This window comes from Agathobaculum sp. TL06 (genome assembly GCF_054658635.1).
Genome location: NZ_BAAGGY010000017.1, coordinates 14,097 through 36,651 on the forward strand (window position 1 = coordinate 14,097; position 22,555 = coordinate 36,651).

The 22,555-nt window shown below is 58.9% G+C and carries 23 protein-coding genes; 16 read left to right on the forward strand and 7 right to left on the reverse strand.

All coding sequences use genetic code 11. The features are described 5' to 3' along the window. The first annotated feature begins 106 nt into the window (after positions 1-106). A complete protein-coding gene (locus ACYQ3S_RS11095; RefSeq protein WP_459689145.1) occupies positions 107-769 on the forward strand; it encodes a 4'-phosphopantetheinyl transferase family protein in 663 nt (220 codons plus the stop codon). A 104-nt stretch (positions 770-873) separates the two neighbouring features. Here ACYQ3S_RS11095 and ACYQ3S_RS11100 read toward each other — a convergent pair whose 3' ends face one another. The 3 genes from ACYQ3S_RS11100 to ACYQ3S_RS11110 are packed head-to-tail and all read right to left on the reverse strand — an operon-like array spanning position 874 to position 2,417. Then, complete coding sequence (locus ACYQ3S_RS11100; protein ID WP_459689146.1) at positions 874-1,131, reverse strand: TIGR03905 family TSCPD domain-containing protein; 258 nt, start codon at positions 1,129-1,131, stop codon at positions 874-876. A gap of 13 nt (positions 1,132-1,144) precedes the next feature. Further along, positions 1,145-1,849, reverse strand: coding sequence for an HAD family hydrolase (locus ACYQ3S_RS11105; protein WP_459689148.1), 705 nt, complete (start codon positions 1,847-1,849; stop codon positions 1,145-1,147). Positions 1,850-1,856: 7 nt separating this feature from the next. Then, positions 1,857-2,417 (reverse strand): TIGR01440 family protein, encoded by a 561-nt coding sequence (locus ACYQ3S_RS11110; protein ID WP_459689150.1) that lies wholly within the window; start codon positions 2,415-2,417, stop codon positions 1,857-1,859. A 126-nt stretch (positions 2,418-2,543) separates the two neighbouring features. On the opposite strand from ACYQ3S_RS11110, the gene ACYQ3S_RS11115 reads away from it, so the two are divergent. From ACYQ3S_RS11115 to ACYQ3S_RS11125, 3 genes are all read left to right on the forward strand, one after another. Beyond that, positions 2,544-2,741 (forward strand): spore coat associated protein CotJA, encoded by a 198-nt coding sequence (locus ACYQ3S_RS11115; RefSeq protein ID WP_054327907.1) that lies wholly within the window; start codon positions 2,544-2,546, stop codon positions 2,739-2,741. Next, positions 2,738-2,995: a spore coat protein CotJB gene (locus ACYQ3S_RS11120; protein ID WP_459689152.1), complete on the forward strand. Its 258-nt coding sequence runs from the start codon at positions 2,738-2,740 to the stop codon at positions 2,993-2,995. The genes ACYQ3S_RS11115 and ACYQ3S_RS11120 overlap by 4 nt, the downstream gene beginning before the upstream one ends. Before the next feature lie 167 nt (positions 2,996-3,162). After that, on the forward strand, positions 3,163-4,056 hold the full coding sequence (locus tag ACYQ3S_RS11125) for a LysR family transcriptional regulator (protein WP_054327908.1): 894 nt from the start codon (positions 3,163-3,165) through the stop codon (positions 4,054-4,056). 113 nt (positions 4,057-4,169) lie between these two features. Here ACYQ3S_RS11125 and ACYQ3S_RS11130 read toward each other — a convergent pair whose 3' ends face one another. Further along, positions 4,170-5,504, reverse strand: coding sequence for an SLC13 family permease (locus ACYQ3S_RS11130; protein WP_054327909.1), 1,335 nt, complete (start codon positions 5,502-5,504; stop codon positions 4,170-4,172). Between the two features lie 586 nt (positions 5,505-6,090). On the opposite strand from ACYQ3S_RS11130, the gene ACYQ3S_RS11135 reads away from it, so the two are divergent. The 10 genes from ACYQ3S_RS11135 (at position 6,091) to ACYQ3S_RS11180 (ending at position 17,101) form a co-directional block, all read left to right on the forward strand. Beyond that, entirely contained in the window at positions 6,091-7,365 is a 1,275-nt protein-coding gene (locus ACYQ3S_RS11135; protein WP_459689155.1) for an SLC13 family permease, read from the forward strand. Positions 7,366-7,454: 89 nt separating this feature from the next. Then, positions 7,455-8,597 (forward strand): acyl-CoA dehydrogenase family protein, encoded by a 1,143-nt coding sequence (locus ACYQ3S_RS11140; protein WP_054327911.1) that lies wholly within the window; start codon positions 7,455-7,457, stop codon positions 8,595-8,597. Positions 8,598-8,720: 123 nt separating this feature from the next. Further along, entirely contained in the window at positions 8,721-9,497 is a 777-nt protein-coding gene (locus ACYQ3S_RS11145; protein ID WP_459689157.1) for an enoyl-CoA hydratase/isomerase family protein, read from the forward strand. Between the two features lie 33 nt (positions 9,498-9,530). Beyond that, positions 9,531-10,718 (forward strand): CaiB/BaiF CoA transferase family protein, encoded by a 1,188-nt coding sequence (locus tag ACYQ3S_RS11150; protein WP_459689159.1) that lies wholly within the window; start codon positions 9,531-9,533, stop codon positions 10,716-10,718. Further along, the gene (locus ACYQ3S_RS11155) at positions 10,718-11,497 is read left to right on the forward strand and encodes an acyl-CoA dehydratase activase (RefSeq protein WP_459689161.1); all 780 of its coding nucleotides are present in this window, start codon (positions 10,718-10,720) and stop codon (positions 11,495-11,497) included. Before ACYQ3S_RS11150 ends, ACYQ3S_RS11155 begins: the two co-directional genes overlap by 1 nt. 38 nt (positions 11,498-11,535) lie before the next feature. Next, the gene (locus ACYQ3S_RS11160) at positions 11,536-12,813 is read left to right on the forward strand and encodes a 2-hydroxyacyl-CoA dehydratase subunit D (RefSeq protein WP_054327916.1); all 1,278 of its coding nucleotides are present in this window, start codon (positions 11,536-11,538) and stop codon (positions 12,811-12,813) included. Beyond that, positions 12,813-13,937, forward strand: coding sequence for a 2-hydroxyacyl-CoA dehydratase subunit D (locus tag ACYQ3S_RS11165; RefSeq protein WP_459689162.1), 1,125 nt, complete (start codon positions 12,813-12,815; stop codon positions 13,935-13,937). The genes ACYQ3S_RS11160 and ACYQ3S_RS11165 overlap by 1 nt, the downstream gene beginning before the upstream one ends. 41 nt (positions 13,938-13,978) lie before the next feature. Further along, positions 13,979-14,782 (forward strand): electron transfer flavoprotein subunit beta/FixA family protein, encoded by an 804-nt coding sequence (locus ACYQ3S_RS11170; RefSeq protein WP_459689164.1) that lies wholly within the window; start codon positions 13,979-13,981, stop codon positions 14,780-14,782. A 16-nt stretch (positions 14,783-14,798) separates the two neighbouring features. Then, the gene (locus ACYQ3S_RS11175; RefSeq protein ID WP_459689165.1) at positions 14,799-15,803 is read left to right on the forward strand and encodes an electron transfer flavoprotein subunit alpha/FixB family protein; all 1,005 of its coding nucleotides are present in this window, start codon (positions 14,799-14,801) and stop codon (positions 15,801-15,803) included. A 155-nt stretch (positions 15,804-15,958) separates the two neighbouring features. Further along, positions 15,959-17,101: an acyl-CoA dehydrogenase gene (locus ACYQ3S_RS11180; protein WP_459689167.1), complete on the forward strand. Its 1,143-nt coding sequence runs from the start codon at positions 15,959-15,961 to the stop codon at positions 17,099-17,101. Positions 17,102-17,194: 93 nt separating this feature from the next. Here the strand turns inward: ACYQ3S_RS11180 and ACYQ3S_RS11185 are convergent, their stop codons facing one another. From ACYQ3S_RS11185 to ACYQ3S_RS11195, 3 genes are all read right to left on the reverse strand, one after another. Beyond that, positions 17,195-18,667 (reverse strand): recombinase family protein, encoded by a 1,473-nt coding sequence (locus tag ACYQ3S_RS11185; RefSeq protein WP_459689169.1) that lies wholly within the window; start codon positions 18,665-18,667, stop codon positions 17,195-17,197. Between the two features lies 1 nt (position 18,668). After that, a complete protein-coding gene (locus tag ACYQ3S_RS11190) occupies positions 18,669-18,803 on the reverse strand; it encodes a hypothetical protein (RefSeq protein WP_459689171.1) in 135 nt (44 codons plus the stop codon). Between the two features lie 134 nt (positions 18,804-18,937). Next, a complete protein-coding gene (locus tag ACYQ3S_RS11195) occupies positions 18,938-19,405 on the reverse strand; it encodes a hypothetical protein (RefSeq protein ID WP_459689173.1) in 468 nt (155 codons plus the stop codon). Between ACYQ3S_RS11195 and ACYQ3S_RS11200 the strand changes: the two genes are divergently transcribed. Together ACYQ3S_RS11200 and ACYQ3S_RS11205 are read left to right on the forward strand one after the other, a co-directional pair. Next, positions 19,395-21,341 carry an oxidoreductase gene (locus tag ACYQ3S_RS11200; protein ID WP_459689175.1) on the forward strand — a complete coding sequence of 649 codons (1,947 nt, stop codon included), beginning with the start codon at positions 19,395-19,397 and terminating at the stop codon, positions 21,339-21,341. The two genes, ACYQ3S_RS11195 and ACYQ3S_RS11200, sit on opposite strands and share 11 nt — an antisense overlap. Before the next feature lie 88 nt (positions 21,342-21,429). Beyond that, positions 21,430-22,536, forward strand: coding sequence for an NAD(P)-dependent alcohol dehydrogenase (locus ACYQ3S_RS11205; RefSeq protein WP_459689177.1), 1,107 nt, complete (start codon positions 21,430-21,432; stop codon positions 22,534-22,536). Positions 22,537-22,555 lie beyond the last annotated feature (19 nt).

The following is a 22,555-nucleotide window of genomic DNA, read 5'->3' on the forward strand; positions in this document are numbered from 1 at the left end:
CCGGCAGGCACTATTTTTTTACAGTTCCTCTCTGATTTTTCATTGTCAAGCGTTGGTCAAATGTGCTATAATACCAAGGCGATAAAAAATTACAGGGGGTATTTCTGTGACTGCTGTATACGCCATTCCAATCACTGCCGTCGATCCTGACGACAGCAAGTCCCGCGCCCGCATCGCCCCCAACCGGCTGGAATGGATTGACCGCCGGCGCGGCACGGCGCGTATACAGAGCTTCGCGGCCATGCTGCTGCTCGAGTACGCGGTCGCGCAGCACTTCCCCTGGGTGGTGCATCCGCTTGCGGTTTCCATCGCGGAGGGCGGCAAGCCTTACTTGGTTTCCGAGCCTGGCATCCATTTCAGCCTGTCCCACTCCGGAGACTGGGCGGTGTGTGCGATCAGCGACCATCCGGTTGGCGTGGATATCGAATGGTGCGATCCCAACCGCCGCGATATCGCCTCCCGCTTTTTCCACAAGGAGGAGATCCGCTACCTGAATTCGCTGCCCCCCTACGCGCGGACCGACGCGTTTTATTCGCTCTGGACGCTCAAGGAGAGCTTTGTCAAGTCCACCGGCCGCGGCCTTGACCTGCCGCTGCGCAGCTTCTGCGTCAAATTGCGCTCCAATGCCCGCCCGCAGCTCGACTGTCCGGATATGGAGCAGCCCTATTCCCTGTTCCTGCCGCCGTTCTCGGCGGACCGTTCCTACCGGCTGGCCGTCTGCATCCAGCAGGCGGGCGCGGAAGATCCTGTCCTGCATATTCTCGACTAAACTGCAAGCAGCGGCTTTGCCGCTGCTTTTTTATTGTCCTCAGACACCCGAAAAAGCGGGCCGGCGCTATTGCGCCGGCCCGCTTTCCGTTTTCTTCCGCTGTTTTATTTTGCCTGTTCATACGCCGCCCGCACCGCGGCGGCGAGCTGGTCGGAGCATGAGGTCCCCTTGCCGCCGCAGCTGATGCCTTTGAAATATCCCTCGATCTGCGCGACGGTCATGCCCTCAACCACGCGGCTGATCGCCTGCAGGTTGCCGTTGCAGCCGCCGAGGAAGGATACGTTATGCACCGTGTCCCCTTCCAGGTCAAACGATATTTTCATCGGGCAGACGCCCCGCGGCCGGTAATCATAATGCTGCATTTTTCTGTCCTCCTCAGAGCAGGGTGCGGATATGCGCCGCCGCCTGCTCGAATGTATGCACCTCGGTATAGGGCCGGTCGTCGTCCGGCCGCGGCAGGTGTGTCCAGTTGAGCCACACGCCCGCGATGCCGACATCGGTCGCCCCCTGCACATCGTGCCGGAAGTTATCGCCCACCATCACGGCTTCCCCCGCCAGACAGCCGCACTTCTGCAGCGCCAGCCAGAAGATCGGGGAGCCGGGCTTATCCATGCCCGCCTCCTCGCTTGACACCAGATAATCGATCCGGTCGGCAAGGCCGAGATATTCGAGCTTTTCCATCTGGATATCCGCCAGCATATCCGTGCAGACCGCGGTCTTGACGCCCGCCCGCCGCAACTCCTCCAACAGCGCCGGCACGCCCGGCCGCAGCTCCATTTTGGAGAGGACCGCGTCCCAGTAGACGCGGTGCAGGGCGCGGGCGTATTGCACCGCGTTCAGCCCCATCCGTTCCAGCGCGCCCTGCGCGAACAGCACACGGTCATGCGTGGGCGGCATGCCCGGCTGCTGCCGCGCCAGCTTTTTGCGGTACCACTTGAACTGCCGCGCGAACTCCGCGCCCGAAGCGCCGGTGTGCTCCTCCACCCAGGCGGCCATACGCTCGTATGCGTAGGCGTCGCACGCCTGAAAGCTGCTGTACAGCGTGTCGTCCAGATCGAAAAATACTGCTTTTATTCCCATGGTTCCCTCACAAAAGTTTTTCGTTGTATACGGCGCGGCTGCCGCCCACAAATTTCGGCCGGCGGCGCGCGCAAAGCAGAACCGCCTCCCCGACCTGCTTGACCGCAATGCGGAGCGGCACGACAACCGGCTTAATGTGCATACCGATCAGCGTCCCGCCGATATCCATGCCCGCGGACGCGGACTGCCGCAGGCTGTCCACCGCCACCGGATCGCTCAGACGCTTGTAGGCCGTGGTCGCAAACGATCCGCCCGCCTTCGGCTGCGGGACGACATTCACTTCCTCCAGCTGGAAACGCTCGCAGGCGGCGCGCTCGACCACGAGCGCCCGATTCAGATGCTCGCAGCACTGTGCCGCCAGGTAAACGCCGCGCTCCCGCAGCACCCCGTAAATGCCCTCGAACACCGCCTCAGCGACCTCCACGCTCGAGTGGGTGCCGATCTTTTCCCCGCACACCTCGCTTGACGAGCAGCCGACCACGAACAGGTCTCCCGCGCGCAGCCCCGCCGCGTCGCACACCAGAGCGGCCGCTTTTCCAGCCTGCTCCCTGATCTCAGAAAGCTCCATGCTTCATGCCTCCTTTTTTCATAGTATACCACATTCCCGTCCCTCTTTCACCGTCTTTTTTCGCGCGGCATACAATGGGATTGAGGCAAGACCTCAAACTGTTTTACGAACAAGGAGCAACCGCATATGAATCAGCCTAACAACCAGACGGATCAGATGCTGCCCGCGGACAGCATCGATCCCCGTCTGCTTTCGCTTGCGATGGCGTTCGTGCCGTATCAGAGCTTTGAAACGCCCTATGAGCCGGCGCTTGCGTTCAGCCGCGGCACGATATTCCCCTCGCTCGACAAGCCCTTCCTCGGAGAGGAGGCGGTTCCCAGATGACCGAACGGGAAAAGCTGCTCAACCGTGTCCGGATGTATGACTTCGCGCTCGTCGACGTGATCGAATACCTGGACGGCCATCCGAAAAACACCGCCGCGCTCGCTTATTACAGTGAGATGCGCACCGCGTTCGATAAAGCCGCCGCCGAATACGAAGACGCATTCGGCCCCCTGACCGCCCGCGAGGTCGACACCCGCCCGGGCTTTTGGCGCTGGATCGATGAAGCGGGACACACGGCATACCATAGTTTCTAAAGGTATACTTTTCCAAAGTTCTACAAGCATAAAGATTTTGCAAAATATCATCAGCCAAACAAAACGTTATTTTGCAAAAACAACGCTGTTTGCGTGGAAAAAGCTGTATTTTGAAAACGTATGCTATAATAAACTCGATTATTTTCAGCTTCACAGGAGAATGGGATATGCAGTTACTACATTTATATTATTTTAAGCTCTTGGCTGAGAATGAGCATCTGCTCAACACCGCAAAGATCATTCACATTTCCCCGCCGGCGCTGAGCACGACCATCTCCCGCCTGGAGGACGAGCTGCAGGTCAGCCTTTTCGACCGCGTCGGGCGCAAGATTAAGCTCAACGAAAACGGAAAAATTTTATATATCCATGTATGCAATATCTTTTCCGAACTGGATAATATCAAACGCGAACTATCCAAGACCGCGTCCTCCCAAAAGGATATTGTATATGTGGGCGTCTCCGCACAGTCGCTCTGGACCGAAGTCATCAGCTCCTTTATGAAGGCGCATCCCTCGGTTACCATCAAGCATGCTTCCCTGACGCTCAAGGAATTACAGGATCCCGAAGCGCTCGAACAATACGACCTCGTTATCACTGACGTTGGCGACATCACCAATAAGGCTTGGGAGCATGAATTTATTGTTGAGGATCCGCCCGCGCTTTTGGTAAACTGCGACCACCCCTTTGTCCAAAAGGGCGCGATCTCTTTGGCGGAGGCACGGGATGAACCGTTTATCGCATTATCCAAGGGCTATTCTTCCCGCGCCTTTTTCGAAAACGCCTGCAAGCAGTCCGGCTTTATTCCTCGAATCGTGGCGGAGGTGGACTACATCTTACGCACGCAGTTGATCGAGAATGGCTATGGCATTGCATTCAGCAGCGTCCTCGGCGCGCGCGCCATTCATTCTTCGCTGGTGCGGATGGTGCGCGTCAAATACCCTCCCAACCCCAGAATGCAGACCGTGTTCTGGAAGTCCGGCGTCGCCCATTCCGATACCGTGCTCCAATTCCGCGACTACCTGATCGACTTTTACCAGAACAGGGCGCATCGCAGCATATGAGAAACGCAGGTCCGGCTTATGCCGGGCCTGCGTTTCTTCTGGGGAAAATAGGGGCAAAACCTGCTTCTCCTTTTGGAAAAGCCGATATGGGCAAATCTGCGCTCCGCCGCCGGTCAGAATGTATAAAGTACAGGAGATAGGAACGCGGCTACAAGCATCAGTATGATACACAGCGGGCCGCCTATTTTGACATAGTCCATGTACTTGTAACCAGCCGGCAGGGTCTGGGTGCATGCGGGGGTACCGACAGGCGTTGCGCACGCCAGGTTCGTAGCAACTGCACCGATCGCAATTACGAACGGGATCGGGCTGATACCCATCTGCATGGCGATCTCAATATAGATCGGGGTCATCATCGCCGCCAACGCCGTATTAGACATAAAGTTCGTCAGCACGGTGGTAACAATGACGCCTGCCGCCATCAGCACCGCCGTGGATGCATTCTGGCCGCCGAACAGATTCAGGATAAAATCCGCGATCACCTTGCCGCCGCCGGAGACGTCCAGGCCCTTGGCAAAGCCCTGCGCCGCCGCGAGAATGACGATGGTGTTCCAGTCCATTTCCGCCAGTGTTTTCTTCAAAGGCATGCAGCCGGAGACGATCAGGATCGTCGCACCCAGCAGACCGATGATGCCAACATCCAGATAGGGATCGAATGCGTCGAAACCTGTCAGAATGAATCCGAGGATGCACAGCAGCAACACGATGACCGACATTTTTCCTTTCCACGCTGGAATCTTATCGGTTTCCTCCTCGCCCGATTTCTCCGCCAGTTCCGCATAGTAATTGCCTTTGTCAAAATCCGGACTTTCCGGTTTCAGCACCTTTTTGCAGAGCGAATAGCCAATGGTGGCAAAATAAATAATCATGATCAGGCACATGGGTACCATGAGTTTGGTCTGGTCAAACAGGCCGAGTCCGCCCTCGTAACCCTCATAGCCCATCAGTATGGAATTTGCGGTAAGCTGCGATGTGGAACCGACCAGCGTAGCCGCACCGCCGATCGCTGCCGCCATGCCTGCCGCGATGATAATCATTTTGGAGCGAACCACACCATGCGATTTGGCCGCACAGGCAGCAATCAGCGGCATCCACATTGCGATCGTACCGGAATTGGACAGAAACGCGGACATAACGGTACAGCAAATGACGACCACAATCATGAACAGCCGCTCGTTTTTCGCTACTGCGCTGTTGCTGATGGCACGGCCGATCTTATTGGCCATACCGGTTTTGAACAGGGCGTCGCCAACGATACACATACCGGCGACCATCATTACGGTCGAACTGGAAAAACCGGAATATACGTCCGAGAGCTTCATTTCCGGCAAAATAATCCCCATTGCCAGAGAAGCGATCATCGCCGTCATGGCCAACGGGATTTTTTCCAAAACAAAGGAAATAATTGTTATTATTGTGATAATTATTGCTATTGTGCTGGAGGGCATACAGACTTCTCCTTTCTACCACCCAATTCTGTAAAATGGGAGCGCAAACCTGCGAAGCGTTTGAGTCAGAGGACGTCTCCTCCAGTCACACATGCATGCTGTATTGTCAAAATAGCAACAATCTTTTCAATTGTCAAATCCGCCTTGCCGGCGGATTTTTTTATAAAAATGTGCATCTTACTCATTTCAAGCAAAATGAAATTGTTTATTTTATATCAATTTTGACGCGATCATTTTTTCTGTGATTAATAATTCCTTACCTTTGTTACAAGTAATGATAACATTTCGTAATTTTTACCAGCGCAATAATTTACCTTTTATGTACATTTTCAATCGCAAAAAAATTTATCCGGATAGCGCGCTGGTCTGCGGTGTCCCGCACCCTGCGGCACCTCTTTCCCGCCGTTTTTATTGTGTATTTTGCATATAAACTCCAGCATTCCATTGGACATTTGCGTCATTGTTAACAGCCCACTTAACAAAACCAATGTATTTTGGAAATAGACAGCGCCTACTTGATACGCTATCGTTAAATTATAATCAATGCAAAATCCAGCCTGCCGCAAGGCAAAAGGAGGCACAACTCTTGAGTACTTCGACGATAGCACTGATCATTCTGGTCGTTACGATCATTTTGTTCGCATCCGGCAAGGTTCCCCTCTCCGTGACCGCGGTCGGCGCCGCGCTTGCGATGGGCATATGCGGCGTGATCCCGTTTACCAGTGCGTTTGCCGGCTTTGCCAGCGATGTCACGATGATGGTAATCGGCTCCATGATTATCGGTGAGGCTCTGTTTGAAACCGGAGTCGCGCAAAAGATCGGAACTTCCATCATCCGAATGGTGGGCATACGGGAAAAGCTGTTTATCGTGGTATGCGTTGTCGTCTCCGCCATACTCTCCGCTTTTCTCAGCAACACCGCGGTCGTCGCAATGATGCTGCCGGTTGTTTCCGCAACCGCGGCCAGCTCGCGCGGCGCTATTTCGCGTAAAAACAGCTTTATGGCTATCGGCTTTGCCGCCAATGTCGGCGGCGGCATGACGCTGGTCGGCTCCACGCCCAACGTGATCGGCCAGGGTATTTTGGCTGATGCGGGCCTGGAAACCATGAGCTTTTTCGACCTGACCTGGGGCAGCATCCCCCGCCTGCTTTTTATCATCCTGTTCTATGCGACGATCGGTTACGCCCTGCAAAAGCGGGTTTTCAATTTCGAGGAAAAATACGACCTTTCGCAGGACGCGCAGGAAGAGGAGGATCAGACCCAGTACAGCACCGTAAAAATGATCATTGCCTCCGCCATCCTGATCCTTACGGTTATCGGCTTTGTTGTCGGTATCTGGACGGTTGGCGCGGTCGCTATGGTCGCGGGCCTGGCCTGTATCCTGACCGGCTGCATCTCGGTTAAACAGGTATTCGCCCGCCTCGACTGGACGACCGTATGGGTTCTGGCCGGTTCGCTCGGCTTTGCCGCGGGTATTTCGGAAAGCGGAGCCGGCAAGCTGATTGCGGACACGGTGATCGGCTGGATGGGCGGCAATATCAGCATGTTCAAGCTGCTCGTTATCTTCACCATCCTGAGCGTTATCATGAGCAATGTGATGTCTTCGACCGCTTCCATGGCCATGCTTGGCCCGATCGCGCTTTCCATGTGCGCTTCTCTGGGCTATGCCGCCAAGCCGGTCATCATGGCGATCATCTGGAGCCTGAATCTTGCGTTCCTGACGCCGATTGCGACACCGCCGGTCACCATGACGCTGCAGGGCGGCTACCGCTTTTTGGACTACACCAAGATGGGCGTCCCGCTGCTGATCGGCTGTCTCATCCTTACCATCGCCAGCTACCCCTTTGTTTTCCAGCTGTAACCTGTTCGAGACGAACAGCACCACTTGTACCAAATCAGGATATGGACGCCTGTTGGGAATAAAACACATGCTTTAGGAGGAACACGACTATGATGACCGATTATGATTTCATGCTGAATGAAGACCAGATCGAGCTGCGCAATTTGGTCCGCGAGTTTGCGGAAAAAGAGGTCCGGCCCACCTGCCGCATCGCGGAGAAAGACGCCATCGTACCGGAGGATCTTGTCAAGACCGCTTATGAAATGGGCCTTCATCTGGTCACCGTTCCCGAGGAGTACGGCGGACTGGGACTGGATAACTTTACATACGCCGTCATCCGCGAGGAACTCGCACGCGGTGACGCCGGCTTCGCTTCCCGCGTATTTGGTTTCGGCTTCGAGCCGCTCAATATCGCCGGCACGGAGGAGCAGAAAAAGTGGGCTGCGGATATCATGGTCAACGGCGGCATCATGGCGTTCGGCCTGACCGAAAGCGTATCCGGCTCTAATGCCGGCGCTATGGTCACGACCGCGCGCAAGGTTGGCGACGATTATGTAATCAACGGCGGCAAGACCTTTATCACCAACGGCGATTGCGCCGATCTCATCACCATCTTCGCCGTTACCGACAAGGAAAAAGGAACAAAGGGCGGCATCACCGCGTTCCTGCTTCCCAAGGACACGCCGGGCTTCACGGTGGGCGAGCATGAGGATAAAATGGGTATCCGCTGCGTCCACACCAACTCGCTGTTCTTTGACGATATGGTGCTGCCGTCCAAGTACCGTCTGGGCGAAGAGGGCCAGGGCTATCAGATTGCCATGAAGATCCTCGATAACTCCCGTCCCTGCACCGCAGCCTCCGCGGTCGGTATTGCACAGGCCGCGCTGGACGAAGCGGTTCCTTATGCCAAGGAGCGCGTCGTTTTCGGCAAGCCGATCTGGAAGCACGAGGGTATCGGTTTCCTGCTCGCGGATATGGAAATCCAGACGCAGGCCGCCCGTCAGATGGTTTGGGGCGCCTGCAAATCGGCGGACGCCGGCATCATCAACAAAAAGCTGATCGCCTCCGCCAAATGCTTTGCGGGTGATACCGCAGTATTCGTTACCACCAACGCGGTGCAGGTGCTCGGCGGCAACGGCTATTCCCGTGAGTATCCGGTGGAAAAGCTGATGCGCGACGCAAAGATCTATCAGATCTTTGAGGGAACCAACCAGATTCAGCGCGTCGTTATTTCCGGCCAGCTCTGCCGATAAAAACGCTTATACCTCCCATTCCAGTTGCCCGCCGCATACTTCCGGCGGGCAGCTGGAACAATCTCTTATTCCTTGCTTTGCCGATTCTCCGTGGGAAACAGACATTTGTATTGGAGGCGCAACATGGAGTCTGTACTTACGACAGAAAAAAGGGGACGGATCGCGATTTTCACGCTCAACCGTCCGGAAAAGTATAACGCACTCAACCCCGCACTCATTCAGGCGCTGGAAGATGCCATGCTGAACTTTATGGAAGACGCCGACCTGTATGTCGGCATCCTGACCGGCGCGGGCAGCAAGGCTTTCTGTTCCGGCGCGGATGTGACCGAATGGCTCCCGTTCGTCAAAGCCACGGCAGACCGTCCATGGCGTATCCCCAGAACGCCGATGCGCGGGCTGTATGTTACGAAACCGCTGATCGCTGCGGTCAACGGCCTTGCTTATGGCGGAGGCGGCGAGCTGGCGCTCGCCTGCGACCTGCGTATCGCCGCCGAGCATGCGTCGTTCCGCTGGCCGGAGCCGTCGCTCGGGCTGCTGCCCCGCTTTGGCGGGACACAGCGCCTGCCGCGCATCGTCGGCTATGGAAGGGCCATGCAGATTCTGCTCACCAATGAAAAGGTCGATGCGCAGACCGCGCTGCAGATCGGGCTGGTGAACCAGGTCGTCCCCGCAGAGCAGCTGCTCGACGCTGCGCTGCAGACCGCGGAAAAGATCTGCCAGCTGGCGCCCTTGGCGGTCAGAAGCATCAAGCAATGCCTGTCGCAGGGCTATGACATGCCGCTGCGGGATGGGCTTGCGCTGGAAAACACGCTCGGCATGGCGCTTTACCAAACCGAGGATTATCTGGAGGGCGGCCGCGCGTTCCAGGAAAAGCGGCCGCCGCAATTTCAGGGTAAATAAAACAACTTCATTGGATTTGAAAGGAGCATATTTATGTCCAGACAGGCTTTGGAGGGTCTGAAGGTCGTTGAAGTGGGCAATATCGTGGCCGGCCCCTGGTGCGGCAGCATGCTGGCCGATTTCGGCGCGCGCGTAATCAAGGTCGAGCCGCCCAAGACCGGCGACCTGATGCGCGGCATGGGCCGCATCAAGAACCTGTGGTTCGCCGTCGAAGGCCGCAACAAGCAGAACGTTACCCTCAACCTTAAAACCGAGCAGGGTAAAAAAATGCTTTGGCAGCTGATTGAGGACGCAGACGTCCTGATCGAAAACTTCCGTCCCGGCGTGTTCCGAAAGCTCGGCTTTACCTGGGAGGAAATCCACCGGCGCAACCCGCGCCTGATCTACACGGTCGCTTCCGGCTACGGCCAGACCGGCCCCTACGCTCCCCGCCCCGGCTTTGACCGCATGGGCCTTGCGCTCGGCGGCTTTTTGGAGGTCACCGGCTATCCGGATACGCCTCCGGTCAAGCCCGGCATCTCGGTCGCGGACTTCTATACTGCCATGTTCAGCTGCATGGCGGTCATGTTCGCAATCTACGACCGTGATGTCAACGGCTCCGGCGAGGGGCAGATGATCGACTGCGCGTTGACCGAGTCGGTCCTGCGGCTACAGGAATCCATCATCGCGGAATACTCCTACGACGGCACCATCCGCACCCGCATTGGCAACGGCACAACTGTTACCGTCCCATCCGGTCACTTCCTCACCAAGGACGACAAGTATGTTGCCCTGTCCATCACGGGCGATAAGCTGTACCGCGACTGCATGCACCAGATCGACCGTCAGGATCTGATCGACCATCCGGATTACCAGACCACGATCGACCGCGCGGCGCACCGCGAGGAGATCAACGCGGAATTTGCCAAGTGGGCGCGCGCTCACACACTGAAGGAATGCCTCGACATACTGGGCGAAGGCATCCCTGCCTGCCCGATCTACAACGTGGCCGATATTATGGAGGACCCGCAGTTCGCAGCCCGCGACGATATCGTCGAGGTCGAAACCGAGCAGTTCGGCAAAATCAAGATGCAGAACGTTTGCCCCAAAATGCTGGGAACGCCGGGTGAAATCAAATGGCCCGGCCAGCCGCTCGGCAAATTCAACAAGGACGTATTCGGCGGATTGCTCGGTTATACGGACGAGCAGCTCGCCCAGTTTGCGGAGGACGGGGTGATCTGATGTTTGCAGCAGGCATTGATATCGGTTCCACCGCTTCCAAGGCCGTCATTCTGGCAGCGGACGGCGGCATCGCGGCCAAAGCGATCGTCCCAATCGGCACGGGTACCGTTGGTCCGGCGCGCGTGTTCGCGCAGGCGCTGGAAAAGGCTGGCATCACGCGGGACGATATCCAATGGATCACTGCAACCGGATACGGCCGTTTCTCTTTCGAGGGGATTAACGATCAAAAAAGCGAGCTGAGCTGCCATGCCAGAGGCATCGCCCACCTTCTGCCCAATACCCGTACGATTGTGGATATCGGCGGGCAGGACATCAAGGTCATGCGCATAAACGGCAAGGGCATGCTGTTGAATTTCGTGATGAACGACAAATGTGCGGCGGGTACCGGACGTTTTCTCGACACCATGGCCAAGGTACTCGACGTAGAGGTGACCGACCTGAGCGATCTCTCTTTCCAGGCGGACGAGGCGGCCGAAATCAGCAGCACCTGCACGGTTTTTGCCGAGTCCGAGGTCATCTCCAAGCTGGCCGCGAACATCAGGCTGGAAAACATTGTTTCCGGCATCCATAAATCCGTGGCGCGCCGCGTCGCATCCCTGGTGCAGCGCTGCGGAATCCAGCCGGAGGTCGCCATGAGCGGCGGCGTCGCACTCAACAAGGGGCTTGTTCATTCCCTGGAGGAGGAGATCAAGCACCCCATACAGGTTCATGAGGACTGCCAGCTCGCCGGCGCGCTCGGTGCCGCACTGTACGCACTGGGCAGCATGCGGTCCGCCTGAACGCCATATTTTCATTCGCAGGAAAGGATGGAACCCCTATGAGCGAAACTACTGAAGTAAAAAAGCCAAAGCGCCCGCTTCCCAAATCCCGCGTAATGCTGAACGCGCTGGTTGACAGCATCTACCAGGCCGCCTGGGACGCAGAGGCCAAGGGCGAGCCGGTCGGCTGGTCCACCTCTATCTTTCCGCAGGAGCTGTGCGCCACGTTCGACGTACCTGTCCTGTATCCTGAAAACAACGCGGCCGGCGTAGCCGCGCGCCATGATTCCCCCCGTTTTATCGCAACCTCGGAGGGCGAGCTGGGTTATTCCAACGATATCTGTTCTTACGCCCGCCTGAGCATCGGCATGGCGCACCAGATGGCCAACGACCCCAACTATGAGCCGCCCTCCGTGCAGCGCATGCCGCGTCCTACATTCCTGCTCTGCGCCACCAACAGCTGCTTTGAGCTGCTTAAATGGTACGAATGCCTGTCGCGCGAGCTGGATATCCCGATCTTCATGCAGGACTGCCTGTTCAACTATACGGACGCCAAGCCCGCTAAGCACTGGATCGCTTACGGCCGCAGCCAGATCGAGCACAACATCCACCGTATGGAGGAATTCTTCGGCAAGAAATTCGACTGGGATAAATTCCTTGAGCTGCAGAAAATCTCGGTCGAAAACGCGCGGCTGTTTGACGAGTGCGTCCTGATGAACGACCGCAACCCCGCTCCGCTCAACGGTTTCGACCTGTTCAACTACATGGCGCCCATGGTCGTTGCGCGCAGCCGGCGTGAAACCACTGAGGTGCTCCTGCAGCTCAAGCGCGAGATCCAGGAGCATATCGACAACGGCACGACTACCTTCGGCACCTCGCCTCAGGAGTACCGTGTCGACTGGGAGGGCATCGCCTGCTGGCCGAATCTTGGCTTTAACCTCAAGACCATGAAAAAGTATGGCGTCAACTGCGTTACAAACGGCTATGTCGGCGCCTGGAGCCTGCACTATACGCCGGGCAATCTGGATGAGATGGCCGAGCAGTATATGCTTTCCTCCACCAACGTCGTCAATACGACCACGATGATGGGCAAGCGCGCGGATGTCGCCAACCATTTCCAGTGCAACGGCATGTTCTGTCATATCAACCGCAGCTGCAAATTCATGACCTACCAGATGACCTGCGGGCGGGAGATCGTGGAGGAAAAATGCGGTATCCCCGTCGTGTTCTTCGACGGCGATCAGGCCGACCCGACGATTTTCAACGAGGCCCAGTTTGAAACCCGGCTGCAAAGCCTGGTGGATGTAATGAAAGCAAATAAGGAGGCGGAGCAGTAATGGCTGACGTAAAAACCCTGCTGGCGCAGTTTGACGACATCAGCAAAAATCCGCAGCGTCTGCTGAAAGAGTATCTCGATGCCGGCGACAAGGTGATCGCCTGTTTCCCCGTCTATACCCCCCAGCCGCTCGTCCTCGCGGCCGGCATGGTGCCGATGGGTATTTGGGGCGGCCAATGCAACCCTCAGATAGCCGGCAAGTACGCCCCTATCTTCACCTGCTCCCTGCTGCGCTCCTGCCTGGAGTTCGGCATGACCGGCGCGTATCAGGGCGTCTCCGCGGCGATCATGCCCATCATCTGCGATACGTTCCGCGGCATGAACTCCGCATGGCGCGCAGGCGTTAAGGACATCCGCCCGATCACCTTTATTTATCCGCAGAACCGCAAGGATCCCGGCGCGCGGGATTTCCTCATTGAGGAGCTCAAGACGGTACGTAGCGCCTTGGAGGAGATCGCCGGCAAGGAAATCACAAACGAAGCCTTGCAGAACGCCATCGCGCTGTGCAACAAACGAAACGCGGTCATGCGGGCCTTCTGCGAAGCGGCGAACGACCATCTCGACCTCATCCGGCCGGCCGACCGCCACCATGTCATGAAAGCCGCCACGTTCCTGCGTCCGGAAAAGACCATTGAAATGGTTTCCGCGCTGACCGAGGCGCTCGCCGCCGAACCGGTCTGCGACTGGAAGGGTAAAAAAGTCATCCTCACCGGCATCACCTGCGAGCCGGACGAGGTACTCGGCTACTTTGCCGATAACAACGTCGCCGTGGTCGGCGACGACCTGGCGCAGGAATCCCGTCAGTACCGCAGCGATTATCCCGCGGCCAACTCCGCAATCGAAAGCCTTGCGCTGCACTGGTTTGCCATTTACGGCTGTTCGACCGCCCACGACGATAACAATACCGCGCGCGGCCAAATGCTTGCCAAGCTGGCAAAGGACAATGGCGCGGACTGTGTCGTGCTGTGCATGATGCGCTTTTGCGAGATCGAAGAATACGACCAGCCATCGGTGATTGACGTTGTGACGCGCGCAGGACTTATGAGCTTCAGTATTGACATCGACCAAAGCACCACGGAAAGCGGCCAGGCGCTGACCAAGATACAGGCATTTGCAGAAAACTGACTGCCTGTGCTTCATTCATTAAACCAAACAGGAGGAACACCATGAACATTTTAGTATGTATCAAGCAGGTACCGGATACAACGGAGATCAAGATCGATCCGGTAAAGAATACGCTGATTCGGGAAGGCGTGCCGTCGATCGTGAACCCGTTCGACGGCTATGCCCTGGAAGCGGCGGCGCGGATCAAGGACAAGGACCCGAATACGCGGATCGTCGTGCTGTCCATGGGTCCCGAGCAGGCCAAGGCAGCGCTCAAGGAATGCCTGGCCATCGCAGCAGACAAGGCATATCTCGTATCTGACCGCGCGTTCGGCGGCTCGGACACGCTTGCTACCAGCTATATCATTTCCGAGACGATCAAAAAGGTGGAGGAGCTTGAGGGCAAGTTCGACGCGATCTTCTGCGGCAAGCAGGCGATCGACGGCGACACCGCGCAGGTCGGTCCGGAAATCGCAGAGCATCTGGATTATCCGCAGGTCACCTACGGTCTGGAGGCTGCGGCCGAGGACGGCCTTATCCGCGTCAACAAGGAAGTGGAAGAGGGCGTGGAGGTCGTAGAGGTGCAGACGCCGTGCGTCGTTACCTTTACCAAGCCCGCCTGGGACCCGCGTTATCCCACGATCAAGCGCAAAATGGCGGCCAACCGCGCGGATATCCCGACGCTGACCGCCGCAGACCTGCCCACCATCGACCTGGCGCACGCCGGTCTGAAAGGCTCGCCCACCAAGGTGAAAAAGACCTTTGTGCCGCAGAAAAAAACGGGCGGCGTCAAGATCAAGGAAGAAACCGCGGCGGATTCGGCTGTCAAGCTGTTCCAGCTGCTCAGCGATGCGAGCGTCATTTAAGGGAGGCAGGAGAACCATGGAAGCAAAAACGAAAGACCTTTGGGTATTTGTGGAGACAAACAGCGACGGTTCGGCAAAGAACGTCGGCATTGAATTATTGACCCCCGGCCGCATGATGGCGGATAAGCAGGGCGGCGCTCTGGTCGCCATTGTGATCGGCGATCATGTATCGGCTGCGGTCGAGGCGGCGTCCACGCATGGCGCGGATCGGGTCATTGTCGTCGAAGGTGCGGAATACGGACATTACAGCACGGACGCTTATGCTATCGCGCTGTGCGCGCTCGTGGAGAAATACGGCCCGACAAGCATGCTGATCGGCGCGACCAATAACGGCCGCGACCTTGGCCCGCGCGTATCCTGCCGCCTCAAGACCGGCCTGACTGCGGACTGCACCGCGCTGGATATTGATGAAGAGAGCGGCAATGTCGCCTGGACCCGTCCGGCCTTCGGCGGCAACCTGATGGCGACCATCCTCTGCCCCGACCACCGTCCGCAGATCGGCACAGTGCGCCCGGGCGTCTTCAAGAAGTGCGAGGAGACCGAGGCAAAGGCTGAGGTCATCCGCGAGGATATCCATGTGGAAGAAAAGGATATCCGCACCAGGGTGATCGAGCTGCTGCGCGACATGGACGAGGAGAACGTCGATCTGGAGGGCGCGGAGATCATCGTATCCGGCGGCCGCGGCGTCGGCGGTCCGGAGGGCTTCGAGCCGGTGCGCGCGCTGGCCAAAGCGCTCGGCGCAACGGTCGGCGCCTCCCGTGCGGCGGTGGATTCCGGCTGGATCAGCCATGCCCACCAGGTCGGGCAGACCGGCAAAACCGTCGGTCCCAAGCTGTACATCGCCTGCGGCATTTCGGGCGCGATTCAGCATCTGGCCGGCATGAGCGGTTCGGATGTGATCGTTGCCATCAACAAGGATCCGGACGCCCCGATCTTTGACGTGGCCGATTACGGCGTGGTGGGCAACCTGTTCGAGGTGCTCCCCGTACTGACCGAGGAGATCCAGAAAGCGCGCGGCTGACAAAACCGATACCTCCCTTGGAAAACACGGACGCCGTGCGGCGCCTAAACGTACGGTGTGGCGCGCGTTTTCCATAGGGCGTTTCAAACGCTCAGGGCATGGGGCCGCTGCCGGTGTGGCGGCGGCCTCCTCTGCAACGAGAAAGGAGAACTGATATGAATTTTCATTTTACCGAAGACGAAAAGGATATCCTGAACATGCTGCACGATTTCGCGGTCAAGGAGGTCGCGCCGATCGCCGCGGAAGTCGATGAAAACGAGCGTTTCCCCGAGGAAACCTGGCGCAAGCTCGCAGAGATGGGCATGATGGGCGTGCCTTATCCGGAGGAATACGGCGGCGCCGGACTGTCCTATGTTTCCTATATCAGCGTTGCGGAAGAGCTGGCGAAATACTGCGCCACGACATCTGTCATGGTTTCCGCTCATACCTCGCTCTGCACCTGGCCGATCTATGCGTTCGGTACGGAAGAGCAGAAGCAGAAATACCTTCCCGATCTCTGTTCGGGCGAAAAGCTGGGCGCATTCGGCCTGACCGAGCCGGGCGCCGGCACGGACGCCGCCATGCAGAAGACCACCGCCGAGGACAAGGGCGACCATTGGGTGCTTAACGGCACAAAGATATTCATTACCAACGCCGGCTTTGCGGATACCTTCGTCGTTTTCGCCATGACCGACAAATCGCTCGGCACCAAGGGCATCTCGGCGTTCATTGTGGAGCGGGGCTTCCCCGGCTTCCGTGTGGGCGCGCACGAGAAGAAAATGGGCATCCGCGGCTCGTCCACCTGCGAGCTGATATTCGAGGACTGCATCGTACCCAAGGAGAACCTACTGGGCGAAGTCGGAAAGGGCTTCAAGATCGCGATGATGACGCTGGACGGCGGACGCATCGGCATCGGTGCGCAGGCGCTCGGCATCGCGCAGGGCGCGATTGACGAATGCGTCAAGTATGTCAAGGAACGCGTGCAGTTCGGCAAGCGCCTGAGCCAGTTCCAGAACACGCAGTTCGAGTTGGCTGATATGCAGTGCAAGGTGGATGCGGCGCGGCTGCTGATCTATCGGGCAGCGCAGGCCAAGCAGGATGGCGAGTCCTACAGCCACCTTGCTGCGATGGGCAAGCTGTACGCTTCCGAGGCCGCCAGCGACGTTACCCGCCGCTGCCTGCAGCTCGTCGGCGGCTACGGCTATACCCGCGAGTATCCTTTCGAGCGTTTCATGCGTGACGCCAAAATCACTGAAATCTACGAAGGCACCTCTGAGGTCCAAAAAATGGTCATCTCCGGTTGGATGGGTGTGAAGTAAGCCCGCCTTTCGGAATGTAGCAAAAAACAGCGCCCCGCTCCACTGCGGTACTATGGTATCCGCAGCGAGCGGGGCGCTGTTTTTGTATTCTCTTTATATCCGCCAGGTAATGCAGACCTCTCGGCGGGATACCGTTACCTTTTGCACCAGCACGTCGAGCACCGCCCGTTTCCCCTCAAAGCACAGGCTTTCCCATTGTGCCGCGCCATCCGGCGGCACCGCCTCTGCCTCCTGCCGATCCGCCAGCTGCCGCCGGAGCTCGGCTGCCTGTCCGGTCAGTGCGGCGGCGCGTTCGTTAATCAGGCACATGGCCTGTTCATTCGCCTGCGGGATGCGGGCGGCGAGCGCCTCCCGCTCGCTTTCCAGCTCCGCAAGACGGGCGCGCAGCGCGGCGCGTGCCGTGTCCGCTTGCCGCTGCGGTTCGAGCGGCCCCAGCTCCGCCAGCCGCGCTCGCACCGCTTCGCCGGCCAGCCGCTCGACCGTGTCCGCTTTGGGCAGTCCCGCGGCGGTGCAGCCGTGCGCGGCGTAGCGGTGCGAGCAGACCAGATAGCGGCTGCCGTTCGGCGCCCGCTTGACGGTCAGCGCATAGCCGCAGGACGCGCATTTAAGGCGGCCTGCCAGCCAGGTCCATTTCGCCTTGTTGCCCGCGGCGACCGGATGGTTGCCCATGCAGCGCCGGCGGCAGGCCAGCCAAACGTCCTCATCCACCAGGCCCTCGTGCGGCGCGAGCAGCAGGCGCGCGGCCTCCGGATGGGTCTGCTTGCGCTTCCCGCTTTCCCCGGAAAATAAAAAGCAGCCGTTCCGGCCCGCAAACAGCTCCGGTCCGCTCAGCATCTCGGTGCCGGCCCGCTGGTAAAATTCATAAACGCCCGGTCCCGCGCGGACATAGACCGGATTGCGGATGGTCTCCCGCACGCGCTCTCGCGTCCACGGCCGCCCCCGCCGGTTCACAACGCCGTTTTCTTCCAGCAGGCGCAGCACATCCCCGATCGAATTTTTCCGGTCCGCGTACAGCGCGCAGATCAGACGGATATGCCCCGCCTCCTCGGGCTGCGGCACATACCGCCTGGTATGTATCCCGTCAAGCACGGCGTCCTCCAAAGCAAAGCCATACGGCACATGCCCGCCCATGAAAAAACCGTGCTTCATGCGGGCGGCATAGGCATCCGCGACGCGCATCTGGATGGTCTCGCGCTCCAGCTGCGCGAACACGATGCAGATGCTCAGCATGGCGCGCCCCATCGGTGTGGCGGTGTCAAACTTCTCCGTACAGGAAACGAATTCCACGCCCAGGCGCTGGAACTCCTCCATCATGCCCGCAAAATCCAGGATGGACCGGCTGATGCGGTCCAGCTTATAGACGATCACCCGCGAGGCGCCGCCCTGCCGCAGCGCCTCCATCATGCGCCGGAATGCCGGCCGGTCGGTGTTTTTGCCGCTGTACCCCTTGTCGGAAAAGATCCGGCACGGTCCGCCCCTCGCCTCATACCGGCAATATTCGATCTGGCTCTCGATCGAAATGCTGTCTGCCTTGTCGACCGACTGGCGGCTGTAGATAAAATCCACGCTATCCCTCCGCCCGTGCATATTGCCGGAACACGGCGGCAAGCGCCCGCACGGCAGCCTGCCGCTCCTCCTCCGAAGCCTGCGGCGGACGGATATGGACGACCGCCAGCGCCTCCGCTTCCTGTTTTTCCATCATTTCCGCACCACCTCCGCCTCCACCTTATGCGGCGGGCGGGCGGGGTATGCGCACAGGGCAAGGCCACTGGTTCCCCGCCCAGAAGCCTTGCCCCCTCCCGCATTCGCCATATGTGCAAAAACACGAATGGTTTTTTATTCATTTTCCACAATTCTCTTGTTCATCTCGTCGTTTTTGGACATAAAATCTTTTTTTCTGTCTCTCACAGCAATCGACAGGAGAAAAAAGCCGCAGTATGATACTGATACAAGATGGGCGCATGCCAAAGGTGCCGTCATTTTCCACAAAGACGCAACGCCGTTTTTTCCGAAAAGGACAGGTATCCCATAATGCCCGCCCCTTATGAACGCTTTCAGGCGGATTGGTTCCGCCTGGATGGCAAGGCCGCCGCGATGACCGGCGCGAACCAGAACCTCGACATAGCATACGCCGCTGCATTCGCCAGGGCAGACGCGGCCTGTAAGCGAACTCCTCCGCATACGTTTCCGGAAAGCCGTTTTGCGGCGCAATCCCGCAAAGCCGCTTCTCTCTGACGTATGTCCGCGCGTTCCGGCGCGGCAAACAGGATTTTGGAAAGGATTGATCTCAGCTATGCAAAACAAGTATTACCCCCATTTGGCAAGCCCGCTGACCATCAAGGGACTGACGTTCAAAAACCGGATCCTGGGCGCGCCGATGTCCAACCCTGAAATGGATCCGGACAGCCATATGCGCAAGGAAGACATCGCCTTCCATGAAAACCGCGCGCGCGGCGGCCTGGCCAGCGTGGCCATCGGCCTGGGCATTGTGGACGCGGTGGGCCGCACGCACACCAAGGAGGTCGCGCTGTACGACGTGGGCTCGCTGCCCTCGCTCAAGGAGGCGGCCAAGGCCATGCACCGCCACGGCAGCGCCGCGGTCATGGAGCTGGCGCACGGCGGCAAGTACGCCAACGCCCGCGGCCACGGCCACGCCGCCGAAGCATACGCGCTCGGCCCGAACGACGAGGTCAACCCCGACGGTCTGCCTGTGCGCAGCATGACCGAGGACGAGATCGTCCACACCGCCGAGGCATTCGGCCGCGCGGCCGCGCTCGTCAAGCAGGCGGGCTTTGACATGATCCTCATCCACGGCGGCCACGGCTGGCTGCTCGGCCAGTTTATGTCCCCGTCCATGAACCGCCGCACCGACCGCTGGGGCGGCAGTCTGGAGAACCGCATGCGTTTTCCCCTGCTCGTGATCGAAAAAGTGCGCGAGGCGGTGGGCGAAAACTTCCCCATTGAATTCCGCATGAGCGGCGCCGAGCTGACCGAGGGCGGCTACGGGCTGGACGAGGGCATTGCGATGGCCAAGGCCATCGACGGCAAGGTGGACATCATCCACGTTTCCGCCGGCGTACACGAGGACCCTGACGTGTTCGTGCTGACCCATCCCTCAATGTTTGTCGAGCATGGCTGCAACGTCTACCTGGCGGCTGAAATCAAAAAGCACGTCAAGACTCCGGTCGCGACGCTGGGCGGTCTGAATGATCCCGACCAGATGGAGGAAATCCTCGCCTCAGGTCAGGCCGACCTGATCGAGATCGCCCGCCAGTCGATCTGCGACCCCTATTTTCCGGAAAAGGCGTTCTCCGGCCGCAAGGACGATATCACCCGCTGCTGCCGCTGCTTCACCTGCTTCTACAATTATCTGACCAACCGCACGTTCTGCTGTGCGTTCAACCCCATCGTCGGCCGCGAGATGGAGAGCTTTTACGGCGCGCCCGCGACAACGCCCAAAAAGGTCGTGGTCGTCGGCGGAGGCCCGGGCGGCATGTACGCCGCCGTCACGGCCGCCCAGCGCGGCCACACGGTCACGCTGTATGAGAAAAACAGCCGTCTGGGCGGGCAATTGCTCTCCGAGCAGTACATCCCGTTCAAGCAGGACATGTACCGCTTCGTGCAGGTACTCGAGGGCCGGCTGCGCGAAGCAGGCGTGGACGTGCGCCTGAATACCGCCCTGACCGCGGAACAGGCCGAGGCGCTGCAGGCCGACGTCATCCTCACCGCCGTGGGCGCGAAGCCCATCGTGCCGCCCATCCCGGGCATTGACAGCGCGAAAGTCGTTAGCCTGGACGCGCTGCACCAGAAGGACCCTGCCATCGGCCAGAAGGTGGTCATCCTCGGCGGCGGTCTGGTGGGCAGCGAGTGCGCGATCTATCTGGACGGTCTGGGCAAGGACGTGACCATTGTGGAGATGAAGGACGACTGGGCCGCGGACTCCTACTTCATGCACAAGAACGCCATGAAGATCTATATGCGAAACAGCGGCATCCGCATCCATGTGAACACCACCGCAAAGGCCGTCACCGACGCCGGCCTGCTGTGCGACAGCCCGAACGGCGAAATGCTGCTGGAAGCGGACACCATTCTGCTCGCCGCGGGCATGAAGGCTGACCGCGCGTGCGCGGAGAGCTTCTACAACGCCGCGCCGCGTGTGTTCGAGATCGGCGACTGCATCAGAGCCGGCCGCGTCGTAGACGCGGTCACGGACGGCTACTACCGCGCGCTCGATATCTGAACCGCCGCGCCTATCCCCGCATCCTGGGTCCGCACCCCGCGGGCTTTCGGAAATTCCATTTTTATTCTGACACGAGGAGGACCACTCCATGAAAATCAAAGCTGCCGTTATCCACGCGCCCGGCGCGCCGTTCCAGATCGAAGAAGTCGAGCTGGCCGCCCCGCAGAAGCATGAAATCCTGGTGAAGATCACCGCCTGCGGCGTATGCCACACCGACGACGCAGCCCGCCAACAGGTCATTCCGGTCCCGCTGCCCGCAGTGCTCGGCCATGAAGGCTGCGGCATCGTCGAGGCGGTCGGCTCTGAGGTCACGGAATTCCAGCCTGGGGACAAGGTGGGCATATCCTTCGGCTACTGCGGCCACTGCCACAACTGCATGACTGCCCACCAGCACGCGTGCGAGAACTTCAACGCCATCAACTTCGGCGGCGTGCAGCCGGATGGCACGTCGCGCCTGTCCACCCTGGACGGCAAGCCGCTCGCCACCTTCTTCGGGCAGTCCTCGTTTGCAACCCATGTGGTCGTCAACGAGGCCAGCGCGGTCAAGGTGCAGTACGACGATATCGACCTTGCGCTCGTCGGCCCCATGGGCTGCGGCATCCAGACCGGCGCGGGCGCGGTGCTCAACCGCCTGCGTCCGGAATTCGGCTCGTCCATCGCGGTGTTCGGCTGCGGCACGGTGGGCATGAGCGCGATCATGGCGGCCAAAATCGCGGGCTGCGAGACCATTATCGCGGTCGGCGGCAATCCCAGAAGCCTGGAGCTTGCCAAGGAACTGGGCGCGACCCACACCATCAACCGCAAGGAAGTGGACGACATTGTGGGTACGATCAAGAACGAGATCATCCCCGGCGGCGTCAACTATGCGATCGACACCTCGGGCGTGGCGGACTTCGTGAAAAAGGCCCTGGCGTCCTGCCGCTTCATGGGTACGGCGGTCGTGCTCGGCGCAACCGGCGACGTGACGTTCAACATCCAGGCCGAGCTGATGGGCGACGCCAAGAGCCTGATCGGCATTGTCGAGGGCGACGCCATCCCCAAGCTGTTCATCCCCAAGCTGCTCGACTACTATAAAAAGGGCATGTTCCCGTTTGACAAGCTGGTCAAATTCTATCCCTTCGAGCAGATCAACGAAGCGTTCGAGGAGTCCGGCTCCGGCAAGTGCATCAAGGCCATCCTCCGTATGGACGCCTGACCGCTTTCCTCCATTATCC